At 54.4% G+C, this 12,588-nt stretch carries 12 protein-coding genes; 4 read left to right on the forward strand and 8 right to left on the reverse strand.

Translation table 11 applies throughout. The annotated features are described in order from the left end of the window. Positions 1 to 37: 37 nt before the first annotated feature. From lolE to lolC, 3 genes are read right to left on the reverse strand one after another with little or no spacing between them, the layout of a single operon-like run. On the reverse strand, positions 38 to 1,282 hold the full coding sequence (gene lolE, locus J1C59_RS11515) for a lipoprotein-releasing ABC transporter permease subunit LolE (RefSeq protein WP_128085106.1): 1,245 nt from the start codon (positions 1,280 to 1,282) through the stop codon (positions 38 to 40). Continuing rightward, complete coding sequence (gene lolD / locus J1C59_RS11520; RefSeq protein WP_128085105.1) at positions 1,282 to 1,986, reverse strand: lipoprotein-releasing ABC transporter ATP-binding protein LolD; 705 nt, start codon at positions 1,984 to 1,986, stop codon at positions 1,282 to 1,284. The genes lolE and lolD overlap by 1 nt, the downstream gene beginning before the upstream one ends. Next, positions 1,979 to 3,178 (reverse strand): lipoprotein-releasing ABC transporter permease subunit LolC, encoded by a 1,200-nt coding sequence (gene lolC / locus J1C59_RS11525; protein WP_128085104.1) that lies wholly within the window; start codon positions 3,176 to 3,178, stop codon positions 1,979 to 1,981. The genes lolD and lolC overlap by 8 nt, the downstream gene beginning before the upstream one ends. Positions 3,179 to 3,426: 248 nt before the next feature. Between lolC and J1C59_RS11530 the strand changes: the two genes are divergently transcribed. Both J1C59_RS11530 and mfd read left to right on the forward strand, forming a co-directional pair. Next, the gene (locus tag J1C59_RS11530; protein WP_128085103.1) at positions 3,427 to 3,636 is read left to right on the forward strand and encodes a hypothetical protein; all 210 of its coding nucleotides are present in this window, start codon (positions 3,427 to 3,429) and stop codon (positions 3,634 to 3,636) included. A 225-nt stretch (positions 3,637 to 3,861) separates the two neighbouring features. Further along, entirely contained in the window at positions 3,862 to 7,305 is a 3,444-nt protein-coding gene (mfd, locus tag J1C59_RS11535) for a transcription-repair coupling factor (protein ID WP_128085102.1), read from the forward strand. A gap of 124 nt (positions 7,306 to 7,429) precedes the next feature. Here the strand turns inward: mfd and J1C59_RS11540 are convergent, their stop codons facing one another. Continuing rightward, complete coding sequence (locus J1C59_RS11540; RefSeq protein ID WP_111138716.1) at positions 7,430 to 7,972, reverse strand: glycine zipper 2TM domain-containing protein; 543 nt, start codon at positions 7,970 to 7,972, stop codon at positions 7,430 to 7,432. 406 nt (positions 7,973 to 8,378) lie between these two features. Continuing rightward, positions 8,379 to 8,666: a hypothetical protein gene (locus tag J1C59_RS11545; protein WP_242281328.1), complete on the reverse strand. Its 288-nt coding sequence runs from the start codon at positions 8,664 to 8,666 to the stop codon at positions 8,379 to 8,381. Between the two features lie 135 nt (positions 8,667 to 8,801). Here J1C59_RS11545 and J1C59_RS11550 point away from each other — a divergent pair. Then, positions 8,802 to 9,496 (forward strand): IS1 family transposase gene (locus J1C59_RS11550; RefSeq protein ID WP_128086993.1). Its coding sequence is split into 2 segments (ribosomal slippage): positions 8,802 to 9,045 and positions 9,045 to 9,496, totalling 696 coding nucleotides; the frame shifts between segments, so codons are not numbered across the junction. A 198-nt stretch (positions 9,497 to 9,694) separates the two neighbouring features. On the opposite strand, the gene J1C59_RS11555 is transcribed toward J1C59_RS11550, so the two are convergent. Both J1C59_RS11555 and J1C59_RS11560 read right to left on the reverse strand, forming a co-directional pair. Next, a complete protein-coding gene (locus tag J1C59_RS11555; protein WP_128086981.1) occupies positions 9,695 to 10,060 on the reverse strand; it encodes a hypothetical protein in 366 nt (121 codons plus the stop codon). 33 nt (positions 10,061 to 10,093) lie between these two features. Then, entirely contained in the window at positions 10,094 to 10,648 is a 555-nt protein-coding gene (locus J1C59_RS11560; RefSeq protein WP_128086982.1) for a hypothetical protein, read from the reverse strand. Positions 10,649 to 10,847: 199 nt separating this feature from the next. Here J1C59_RS11560 and J1C59_RS11565 point away from each other — a divergent pair. Then, positions 10,848 to 11,542 (forward strand): IS1 family transposase gene (locus J1C59_RS11565; protein WP_140917190.1). Its coding sequence is split into 2 segments (ribosomal slippage): positions 10,848 to 11,091 and positions 11,091 to 11,542, totalling 696 coding nucleotides; the frame shifts between segments, so codons are not numbered across the junction. 532 nt (positions 11,543 to 12,074) lie between these two features. On the opposite strand, the gene J1C59_RS11570 is transcribed toward J1C59_RS11565, so the two are convergent. Further along, positions 12,075 to 12,338 (reverse strand): hypothetical protein, encoded by a 264-nt coding sequence (locus tag J1C59_RS11570; RefSeq protein ID WP_128086896.1) that lies wholly within the window; start codon positions 12,336 to 12,338, stop codon positions 12,075 to 12,077. Between the last annotated feature and the right edge of the window lie 250 nt (positions 12,339 to 12,588).

The following is a 12,588-nucleotide window of genomic DNA, read 5'->3' on the forward strand; positions in this document are numbered from 1 at the left end:
AACAGAGACGGCGCGAAATCACTCGCGCCGCCTTTTATTACTGACCGCTTAATACCCGAGCCGGGTCGATGCGGCTGGCGCGCCTCGCCGGATACCAGCTCGCTAACAGACTCAGCAGAATCGCGGTGATCAGTACTGAGAACACATCAATCCAGTGCAGTTCCGACGGCAGGAAATCGATAAAGTAGATATCGCCTGCCAGCAGATGATGGCCGGTCAACGACTCCAGCCCGCGCACCAGCGAGGTCAGATTCAGCGCCACCAGCACGCCCGCGATCACACCGCTGACGCTGCCCAGCAGCCCCGCCAGCAGACCGTACCAGATGAAGATGGCGCGGATCAGCCGGTCTTTCGCGCCGAGCGTGCGCAGCACCGCGATGTCACTGCTCTTATCCTTCACCGCCATGACCAGCGTAGAGACGATGTTAAAGCAGGCCACGCCGATCACCAGCACCATCGCCAGATACATGATGGCGCGGATCATCTGAATATCCCGGTACATGTAGCCGTAGGTGCCAATCCAGCTCTTAATATAGACGTAAGAACGGGTCGCTTCCCCGGCATCCCGCACCAGCTTAACCGCCTGGAAGGGATCGCTCATTTTCAGGGCGATGCCGGAAACGCTGTCACCCATCTCCAGATACTTCTGCGCGTCCGCCAGCGGCACCAGCGCCAGGCTGTGATCGAGCATACCGCTGAGTTGCAGGATGCCGCTGACCTGCAGCCGGATACGTTTGGGCTGCAGCAGTTTGTTGTCACCATCGTTGTTGGGGATCATGATGGTGATCCAGTCGCCCTGCTTCACATTCAGCGATTTCGCAATGCCGCCGCCGAGGATGATCTGCTGCTTACCCGCGGCAAAAGAGGACCAGGCGTTATCGGCCACAAACTGCGGCAGCGCGCTGAGACGCGGTTCCTGAGCCGGATCGACGCCCTTCACCTGCAGCGCCTCCAGCCGGGCGCCGCTCTCAATCAGGCCGGTGAAGTTCACATAGGGCGCGGCCGCCGCGATACCGGGTACCTTCTCTATCGGTGCGATCAGGGACTGCCACTGGCGGAACGGCTGATTGACCGCCTCGATCTCGCCGTGCGGCACGACCGCCAGAATACGGTTGTTCAGCTCGCGCTCAAATCCGTTCATGGCGCTCAGGCCGATAATCAGCACCGCCACGCCCAGCGCGATTCCCACGGTGGAGATGACCGAAATCAGCGACACCATGCCGCCACGACGGCGTCCGCGGCTGAAGCGCAGGCCCAGCAACAGGGATAACGATGAACCCATTACACCGCTCCTGCCAGAGTGAGCTGGTCGCTTAACTGGCCGTCGCGCATCTCCATCTGACGCGTCATCCGTTTTGCCAGCATCAGATCGTGGGTCACCACCAGAAACGCGGTGCCCTGACGGACGTTCAGTTCGCCCAGCAGTTCAAAGATGGCATCGGCGTTGCGTGCATCCAGATTACCGGTCGGCTCATCCGCCATCACCAGCCGCGGACGGTTCACCAGCGCGCGGGCAATCGCGACACGCTGACGCTCTCCGCCCGACAGTTCAGACGGCCGGTGGGCGGCGCGATGATCCAGCCCGACCGCAGCCAGCATCTCCCGCGCACGCGCCTGCGCTTCCGCTTTCGCAATTTTGCCAATCAGCAGCGGCATCGCCACGTTCTCCAGCGCGCTGAAGTCCGGCAGCAGATGGTGGAACTGATAGATAAAGCCCAGCTCGCGGTTGCGCAGCTCCGCTTTGGCCGAGGAGGACATGGCATTCAGTGACTGACCGTCAAACACCACGTCGCCCGAGGTCGGCGCGTCCAGGCCACCGAGCAGATGCAGCAGCGTACTTTTACCGGAACCGGAGCTGCCGACGATCGCCGTCAGTTCGCCGGGCTGGAGGCTGAAAGCCACATTGCGCAGCACATCGGTCTGCACGCTGCCTTCCTGATAGCGTTTGCACAGGTCGCGGCACTGCAACAAAGGAGAGTTACTCATAACGTAAAGCCTCAGCAGGTTGAACGGCGGCAGCGCGCCACGAAGGATAGAGCGTAGACAACAGCGCAACGATCATCGCGCTGAGGGCGATGGTAATCACCTGCCACGGATTAATATCTACCGGCAGCGCGGCGCCATCGAGGAACAGGCCAATCACCGGCATTAAATTGTTGAGCTGGCTGGCCAGCAGCACGCCCAGCAGCGTACCGAGCAGCGTGCCGATAATCCCGGCGCTGGCGCCCTGCACCATAAAGACAGCGACAATCTGCCGGCGCGTCAGGCCCTGCGTCTGCAGGATCGCCACTTCGCCCTGCTTCTCCATGATCAGCAGGCCCAGCGAGGTGATGATGTTAAACGCCGCCACCGCGATGATCAGGCTCAGCAGCAGGCCCATCATATTCTTCTCCATGCGCACCGCCTGGAAGAGATCGCCTTTGCGCTCACGCCAGTCTTTCCAGACCAGCCCCGCAGGCAGGCTCTGCTGACTCAGGCTGTCCACCGACAGCGGCTTGTCGAGCCAGAGACGCCAGCCGGTGATGTTTCCGGCCGGATAGCGCATCACGCGTGACGCATCCTGAAGATTGACCAGGATCTGATAACCATCGACTTCGCTGTTCGCCGCGTAGGTGCCCGCCACGGTAAACAGACGCTGGCTCGGCACGCGCCCCATCGGCGTAAACTGGCTGACCGACGGCACCATCAGACGCAGCTGATCGCCCCGTTTTACGCCCAGCTGCGACGCGAGCTGTTCGCCGAGGATCACGTTGTACTGTCCGGGCTGCAGCACGCTCTGCAGGGTGTTCACCAGGAATGGCGTCAGCGGATCTTTTTCATCAGGATTGATACCCAGCATCACGCCCACGGCGACGCTGTGCGGACTTTGCAGCACCACGCTGGCGGTCGTCAGCGGTGCGGTACGGCTGACGCCCTGCAGGTTCAGCGAGGCAGCGGGTTGCTGCTGCGGATTGAGGCTGCCTTTGTCGCTGGTGATCAGCGCCTGAGGCATCAGGCCAAGAATGTTGCCTTCGAGTTCACGCTCAAAACCGTTCATCACCGAGAGTACGGTCACCATCGCCAGCACGCCGAGCGTAATGCCAATCGTTGAGAGCCAGGAGACAAAGCGACCGAAGCGATCCGATGCTCGTCCGCGCATGTAACGCAGACCGATAAATAGCGCGACAGGTTGATACATGGAATTCAGTAAGCCGTTGCCTGAAAATAGGTAGTGGGATGATAAAGGAGCGGCTGGCTTTATGAAACCTCTAACCCTCTGAGTCGGCAGCAAAGTTGCATCAGAATGCGTCACCTTCAGCGTCAAAGCAGCGGAATAGCCGATAAAGCCGTCGCTTATTGGCGGATTATTCCCCGCACCTGCGGCTAGACTACACTCAGTAACAGAGTAAAGGGTGAGTCATCACCGGGAGAGAGAGGGGTGCGATCATGTCGAAATTTTCCAAAGGCAGCATCGTCAAACATCGATCCGGCGAGACCAGAGGCGAGATTATCAACGTCTTTGAACTGCGGGATGCCCCCGTCGGGTACTACGTAAAGTGGGACGACGGCAATCTCAGCTACCACCCTGAGCAGGAGTTATCCTGGGCCAATATCGACCGGCCACGCATGCATTACACACAGCAATCCATAAAATAATCTGCCCGTTTAACCCCGTCGCTGCATGGCGACGGTGGTTTTCTCTGTTTCCTTTCCAGTCTGCGTCTATCCTCTTCTTATCCGCTTCGTTACCGCCGACACCCGGTAAGGGCTGAACGCCCGGCTTCAGCGCGGTGCGGCAGGAAAATTGTGCCGCAAAGGTGATCCCCCTGACATAATATGGAATGATTACGTCCTGGAAAAATGGAGCAACCCCGAGATCCCATGTCCGAACAGACTCGTTATACCCTGCCCGTTAAATCCGGCGATCTCCGCCAGCTCGGCCAGCTCACAGGCGCTGCACATGCGGTAGAGTGTGCCAGCATTACCGAACGCCACGCCGGTCCGGTCCTGATGATTACCCCCGATACCCAGACTGCGCTGCGACTGCTGGATGAGATCCGCCAGTTTACCGATCTGCCGGTAGCCTACCTCGCCGACTGGGAAACGCTGCCGTATGACAGTTTTTCTCCGCATCAGGATATTATCTCGGCCCGTCTGTCGACCCTCTATCAGCTGCCCGTGATGCAGAACGGTATGCTGATCATGCCGGTCAATACGCTGATGCAGCGCGTCTGCCCGCACAGTTTCCTGCATGGCCATGCGCTGGTCATGAAGCAGGGGCAGAAACTGTCACGCGATCGGCTGCGCGACCAGCTGGAGCAGGCGGGCTACCGCCATGTGGATCAGGTGATGGAGCACGGGGAATATGCCACCCGCGGCGCCCTGCTCGACCTCTTCCCGATGGGCAGCGATCAGCCCTACCGTATCGACTTCTTTGATGATGAGATCGACAGCCTGCGCCTTTTTGACGTCGACACCCAGCGCACGCTGGAGGCGGTCGCCGAAATCAACCTGCTGCCCGCGCATGAGTTTCCCAGCGACAAAGCCGCCATTGAGCTGTTCCGCAGCCGCTGGCGTGAAATGTTCGATGTGCGCCGTGAATCGGAGCATGTCTATCAGCAGGTCAGTAAAGGCACGCTGCCGGCAGGCATCGAATACTGGCAGCCGCTCTTTTTCGAGCAGCCATTGCCCAGCCTGTTCAGCTACCTGCCCGATAACACCCTGATCGTGAACTGTGGCGATCTCGAAGGCAGCGCCAGCCGCTTCTGGCAGGATGCCGAAGCGCGCTATGAGAATCGGCGCGTCGACCCGATGCGTCCGCTGCTGGAGCCGGTGACCCTGTGGCTGCGCCCGGATGCGTTAATGGGCGAGCTGAAAGCCTGGCCGCGCATTCAGATGACCAGCGAGATGCTGCCCGCGAAAGCGGCCAATACCAACCTCGGCTACACCCCGCTGCCGGATCTTGCCATTCAGGCGCAGGCCAAAGCGCCGCTCGACCATCTGCGTCAGTTTATCGAGACCTTCAGCGGTGCCGTCGTCTTCTCGGTAGAGAGCGAAGGCCGCCGTGAGAGCCTGCAGGAGCTGCTGGCGCGGATTAAGCTGCGTCCTCAGCCGGTGCATCGCTTCGATGAAAACGGCGACGACCGGTTCACGCTGATGATCGGGGCCAGCGAACGCGGTTTTATTGACACTCAGGGCAACCGGGCGCTGATTTGTGAGAGCGATCTGCTGGGCGAGCGCGTCAGCCGTCGCCGTCAGGATACCCGCCACACCATCAATCCGGACATTCTGATCCGCAACCTGGCGGAACTGCACCCCGGCCAGCCGGTGGTGCACCTGGAGCACGGCGTAGGACGATACATCGGCCTGACCACGCTGGAGGCGGGCGGCATTGAGGCGGAATACCTGATGCTCTCTTACGCCAATGACGCCAAACTCTATGTGCCGGTTTCCTCGCTGCACCTGATCAGCCGCTATGCGGGCGGTGCGGACGATAACGCGCCCCTGCACAAGCTGGGCAGCGACGCCTGGTCACGCGCACGGCAGAAAGCGGCAGAGAAAGTGCGCGATGTCGCGGCTGAGCTGCTGGATATTTATGCCCAGCGCGCCGCCAAAGCGGGCTTTGCCTTTAAGCACGACCGTGAGCAGTATCAGCTGTTCTGTGAGAGTTTCCCGTTTGAGACGACTCCAGACCAGGCGCAGGCAATCAATGCGGTACTGAGCGATATGTGCCAGCCGCTGGCGATGGACCGTCTGGTATGTGGCGACGTCGGTTTCGGTAAAACCGAAGTGGCGATGCGCGCGGCGTTTCTGGCGATCGAGAACCATAAGCAGGTCGCCGTGCTGGTGCCGACCACCCTGCTGGCCCAGCAGCATTACGACAACTTCCGCGATCGCTTCGCCAACTGGCCGGTTCGCATTGAGATGCTTTCCCGTTTCCGCACCGCCAAAGAGCAGGCGCAGGTGCTGGAACAGGCCAGCGAGGGCAAGATCGACATCCTGATCGGCACCCACAAGCTGCTGATGAGCGACCTGAAATGGCACGATCTCGGTCTGCTGATTGTCGATGAGGAGCACCGCTTCGGGGTCCGCCATAAAGAGCGGATCAAGGCGATGCGGGCCGATGTGGATATCCTGACGCTCACCGCCACGCCGATTCCGCGTACCCTGAATATGGCGATGAGCGGCATGCGCGATCTCTCCATTATCGCCACGCCGCCGGCCCGTCGTTTAGCGGTGAAGACCTTCGTCCGCGAATATGATGACCTGGTGATCCGCGAAGCGATCCTGCGTGAGGTGCTGCGTGGCGGCCAGGTTTACTACCTCTATAACGACGTTGAAAATATTGAGAAAGCGGCGCAGCGCCTGAGCGAGCTGGTGCCGGAAGCGCGGGTGGCGATCGGCCACGGCCAGATGCGTGAGCGCGAGCTGGAGCGGGTGATGAACGATTTCCATCATCAGCGTTTCAACGTGCTGGTCTGCACCACCATTATCGAAACCGGGATCGACATTCCGACCGCGAACACCATCATCATCGAACGGGCCGACCACTTTGGTCTGGCCCAGCTGCACCAGCTGCGCGGGCGCGTCGGGCGTTCGCATCATCAGGCCTATGCCTGGCTGTTAACGCCGCATCCAAAGGCGATGACCGCCGATGCGCATAAACGCCTTGAGGCGATCGCCTCGCTGGAAGATCTGGGCGCCGGTTTTGCGCTGGCGACCCATGATCTGGAGATTCGCGGCGCGGGCGAGCTGCTGGGTGATGAGCAGAGCGGCCAGATGGAGACGCTGGGCTTCACGCTCTACATGGAGCTGCTGGAGAATGCGGTCGAGGCGCTGAAAGCGGGACGCGAGCCGTCGCTGGAAGATCTTACCAGCAATCAGACCGAGGTGGAGCTGCGCATGCCTGCGCTGCTGCCGGAGAGCTTTATCCCCGATGTCAGCACCCGCCTTTCACTCTACAAACGCATTGCCAGCGCGGAAAGTGAAGAGGAGCTGCAGGAGCTGAAGGTCGAGATGATCGACCGCTTCGGCCTGCTGCCGGATGCGGCGCGCAACCTGCTGGATGTGGCGATTATCCGCCTGCAGGCGCAAACCGTGGGACTGCGTAAGATCGAAGCCAGCGACAAAGGCGGTTATTTCGATTTTGCGCCGCAGAACAAGGTGGATCCGGCCTGGCTGATCGGCCTGCTGCAGAAGGAACCGCAGCAGTGGAAGCTGGATGGCCCGACGCGACTGCGTTTCACCCGTGAACTGTCAGAAAGAAAGCTGCGGATGGAGTGGGTGCAGGGCTTTGTCTCACAACTGGCTGAGCATCAGGTCTGACACCCTGCCCGCCCGGTGCTGAGCGCCGGGCGGGCGAAACACCATGAAAAAGGCGCATCCGGAAGATGCGCCTTTTTCATTACGTCGTGCTGTGTGGCCGCGAGTGCGGCAAAGCTTTGCCCAATTACGCCTGGTCGCCGTTCAGAATCAGCTGACCATTGCGGTCCAGAGGAATACGCGTGCCGGGGTCATTTTCCATACGGATTTTGCCCTGCTGGTCGCCTATTTTATAGGTCACGTCATATCCCAGTTTTTTCTCTTGTTTATCATAAACTGTTTTGCAGCGCTGTTCGGTGGTGGTGTAAGTATCCCGATCCTGCAGTCCGGCCTGGACCTGATTACCGGCATAACCGCCCGCTACCGCACCCGCTACCGTCGCCACATCCCTGCCGCGACCGCCACCAAACTGGTGACCCAGCACACCCCCTGCCACTGCACCTAACACCGATCCGGCAAGACGGTTTTCGTCCTGTACGGCCCGGCGATGCGTCAGGGTGACATTACGGCACTCCTGGCGTGGCTGCCTGATGCTCTCTTTGATAGGCGTTGCAGAAAGTACCTGAGCGTATTGCGGGCCGCGATCAAACACGTTCATGCCTGCCACGGCGGCAACACCCAGCGCTGCTGCCACACCAATACCGATACCCGCTAACATTGATTTATTCACAGGAAGTTCCTCCTGAAAAGTGTTACCGCGCATTCCTGCCGTAAAGCATCCTCGTTGACGGAGGTCTAACCGGCGTGCGCGACGCGCCGTGTTTGTTGGGATGAAGTTTTACAGATGGACCGAAATTGCAACATCAGATAAATGGAAGAAATTGGTCACTTTGCTTTCAGGACCAGTTTTTAGGAGAGTTCTGAGGTGCAGAAAGTTTTTACTGTTATCGATTTAAGCCAGAAATTTAACCAATAAAATCAATATTATAAATCTTTGTTAAGTGCTATAAAGAAGCTGACTGCCTGTTCTGGCAACCGCATTTCCATCGCTACCTGTAACCAGGTTACTGACTATGCCGTAAAAGTGAAGATTCATTCCTGAAGCAACCAGGCTTCAGGAATGAAGGAAGAGGAAACTAATCAAAAATACTCTTTGACGGGCATTCCTTCACATCGCCCCAGCCCACTACGGCGCCATCCGGGGTGAGATTTTTGATGGACACGCTATCGCCTGCATATTCAGAGCCTCTGACCACAATATCGTAGTCATGGTTGGCCTGAGGAATAAATTCAGCAGTGGCAGATTTTTGAGTGTTCTGATAGTACCCAGTCTCAGTCCAGTAGTGGATGACCCGAATCATTTGTCCCGGTTTCAGGGTGAACTCATTGATGAAAGCACCATTATTATCAGATGAGGCTGGCATACCTATTCTTTTATTCCCTGTGACAGGGATACCCAGAATCGCAAAGCCAGAAGTAATACGGCGTTCCAGTACTTTTTGGTAATGCCTCTGAATGGTTGGATCTTATGATATCCTGCCGTTATTTGAGGTGTTTTCATGGCTACCGTAACAGTCCACTGCCCCCGCTGTAATTCAGATGAAGTTTACCGACATGGACTCAGCCCGACCAAACGTGAGAGATTCCGCTGCCAGTGTTGGCACCGTGTATTCCAGCTTTCTTATCGCTATGAAGCCAGAAAACCGGGAGTCAAAGAGCAAATCATTGATATGACTCATAACGGGTCAGGTATCCGAGATACCGCCAGAACACTAAAAATCGGTATCAACACAGTCATTCGGGCTTTAAAAAACTGACACCCCGCCGGATTACCTCTTCTCCGGTCGCTCATGCCGACGTAGCGCTTATCTGTGAACTCGATGAGCAGTGGGCCTTTGTTGGCAGTAAAGCCCTACAACACTGGCTATGGTACGCTTACAACACCAAAACAGGCGGCGTACTGGCCTACACCTTCGGTCCGCGTACAAATGAGACCTGCAGGGAGCTATTGGCTCTGTTAACACCGTTCAGCATTGGTATGATAACCAGTGACAACTGGGGAAGCTATGCCAGAGAAGTCCCGAAGGAGAAGCACCTGACGGGCAAGATTTTTACGCAACGCATTGAGCGTAACAACCTGGCACTCCGCACCCGGATTAAGCGTCTGGCCCGCAAAACGATTTGCTTCTCACGCTCCATCGAAATCCACGAAAAAGTCATCGGCTCATTCATCGAAAAGTATATGTTCTACTAATTGGAAGCATTACCGAGAGTTATAGTTTAAAGTGGGACTTTGGCTCCAGACTACTGTTTCTTCTCATTATAAAATACTTTTTCCGTGCTGATGATAATATGACCAGTTTCGGAATGACATAAAAATTTCTCGCCTGGACATTCGTAAGAATGTTCAGGCGAAGATAGGACTCGCCTGAACAAGGATACACTCTGAGAATTACTTTTCTACAAAACTCACATCTTTTAAAACCTCTTTACTATTAAATAGTAATGATATTCTTTTTGACTCGCTCAAATTAATAGGGAGCGGTGCAATGACTGGAACATAAACGGATTCTTTATTATAAAAATAGTGCCACTCTGTCTCTCCATTTTCCTTATTTGTTTCTTGCTGTGGAGGGCCTAAAACTTGAAATGCATCCCTCTTTGTGGTTTTCCCAATCACAAAATATTGGCGGTGATTTTTCAGTGTTATTTCCGAAAGAGATTTCTCATAAGATGAACTACCATCACTTATGCACCCCGTTAAAAAGATAACGAAAATAAAGATAAATAGTTTTTTAATGAGCTGTCTGGTCTTCATTTTTATCGCGCTTCCTTTCAGGTTAGTTATGGCTTACCAATCACCCTTTCCATAAACATCTTTCGTCTCTATCTTTTTCAGCGTGTAAGCTCCCATCTTCTCATCTTTAACTATTTCATTTGCATGAAGAATGCAGGAGTCGCGACTTGCGTGTGGATCGTAATTAAATTCATAGTCTTTTCCTGCTTCTAATTTAACTTCGAACATCGCCATGCAAGTACCCATTAAGGTTGCATCTGTTGTGATGAGGAATCTGGCTCTGCCCGATTTCACATAAACTTCGTAATAATACCCTTCATAATCCGATTTTCTATATGATATTTTCGGCATGCCAATGTCTTTTGTTGAGTTATAATGCCCCCAGACGCCATGGTAAACGAGTCCGTCATAATATTCAGATCCGAAAGGTCTGACGCCTGTTCCGGTAACATTACCAATAAATCGAACTCTGGAAACATCTGATAAAACAGTTGGCTCTTTATAGGTTGTTGGTTGTCGAACCTTAAAGCCTTTTAGTAAACTACAACCAGAAATTAATGACGCAAGGATGCATATAACAAGGGTTAATTTAAATTTTTTAAAAGACACTGTAACTCCTCCTGAGTTAATAAAGATGATATTTAATATTTCGCTTGATTGCCTTGGGAGTCCATGACGCAAGTAGGTAACATTATATTGTAAATCTTATTTTTTAAAAATACTTTTTATAACAACGGGTGTGGTTTTTTCGGTAATGCCTCTGAATGGTTGGATCTTATGATATCCTGCCGTTATTTGAGGTGTTTTCATGGCTACCGTAACAGTCCACTGCCCCCGCTGTAATTCAGATGAAGTTTACCGACATGGACTCAGCCCGACTAAACGTGAGAGATTCCGCTGCCAGTGTTGTCACCGTGTATTCCAGCTTTCTTATCGCTATGAAGCCAGAAAACCGGGAGTCAAAGAGCAAATCATTGATATGACTCATAACGGGTCAGGTATCCGAGATACCGCCAGAACACTAAAAATCGGTATCAACACAGTCATTCGGGCTTTAAAAAACTGACACCCCGCCGGATTACCTCTTCTCCGGTCGCTCATGCCGACGTAGCGCTTATCTGTGAACTCGATGAGCAGTGGGCCTTTGTTGGCAGTAAAGCCCTACAACACTGGCTATGGTACGCTTACAACACCAAAACAGGCGGCGTACTGGCCTACACCTTCGGTCCGCGTACAAATGAGACCTGCAGGGAGCTATTGGCTCTGTTAACACCGTTCAGCATTGGTATGATAACCAGTGACAACTGGGGAAGCTATGCCAGAGAAGTCCCGAAGGAGAAGCACCTGACGGGCAAGATTTTTACGCAACGCATTGAGCGTAACAACCTGGCACTCCGCACCCGGATTAAGCGTCTGGCCCGCAAAACGATTTGCTTCTCACGCTCCATCGAAATCCACGAAAAAGTCATCGGCTCATTCATCGAAAAGTATATGTTCTACTAATTGGAAGCATTACCATTTTTACCTGGCTGTAACTTACCACGGCGATCATAATTAGGAGTTACTCTATCCGGATGTTTTGATACAGGTATACCTGACTGCCTCTTCGCCTCATTAAAAGCACCTGAGCGACCAGCCCCTTCAGGAGAAAGATTTGCAGGCTTGTCCCCTTCAGCCAGATAAGCCAGATCGTCCTTATTCTGCTCAGGAAGCGGCGTAACCGTGGTATTGCCCGCCGTACCCGGCGCACCTCCGGTATATCCGGTATGGCCTGCTCCCTTCTCACCAGACCGATCCAGCGTAACCAGCGACGCTCCTTTCTTTTCATCCTAAGCCGGATTGACCAGCTTACCACCCGTCAGGTCATCATTAACCGGCACGGTTTCCTTTTACTGCCTGCTCCATTTGTATGCTGCTGGCTCTGCGCCGAAACGATTGCCATCAGCACGCTGCTGGGATTTGGCCGGCAGAACGAATCAAGTCCTTCCTTGACTGCTGTAAAAAAATTCCGGCTAAATTCGACCAGTTTTTTTGTTTATTCTGAATCTGATAGGTGGGATTTTCTGGCTTTTCGCTCATCTATTTTAGCGAAGATCCATGATCTAAGAGCCGCTGCTGTTCCTGCAATAACACTTACGACCACAACATGCTCAATATCTGATCGCTCAAAACTTACCTTATCGGTCATTATGAGTTCTACCATTACCTGAGCCAGAGAGAAAAAGATCAAACAGCAAAAAACCATGTATGAAATGCTTAAAATTAGTAAGCCTACTGTCGGCTTATTTTTTCTTCTCATTAACTCTATCCTTAACAGCATTGCTAATAAATTCTCCTCCTGCAGCCCCGATAATATCACCAACTGGAACTGAATGTGGGCCTAATACAGGACTATAGTCTTGCCACGTTGCAGAAGCGACCACTGGAGATCCCGGAAGGGATAATTGAGTGGCAGCCGCCTTAAGGTAACAAACTAGTTATAAAGTAAAAATCCCGACTCAGTGTGATACCGGTCAGGATTTTATCAGGATCAATCAGGATTGGATGGG

This window comes from Pantoea deleyi, assembly GCF_022647325.1.
In the GTDB taxonomy this organism is placed as follows: domain Bacteria; phylum Pseudomonadota; class Gammaproteobacteria; order Enterobacterales; family Enterobacteriaceae; genus Pantoea; species Pantoea deleyi.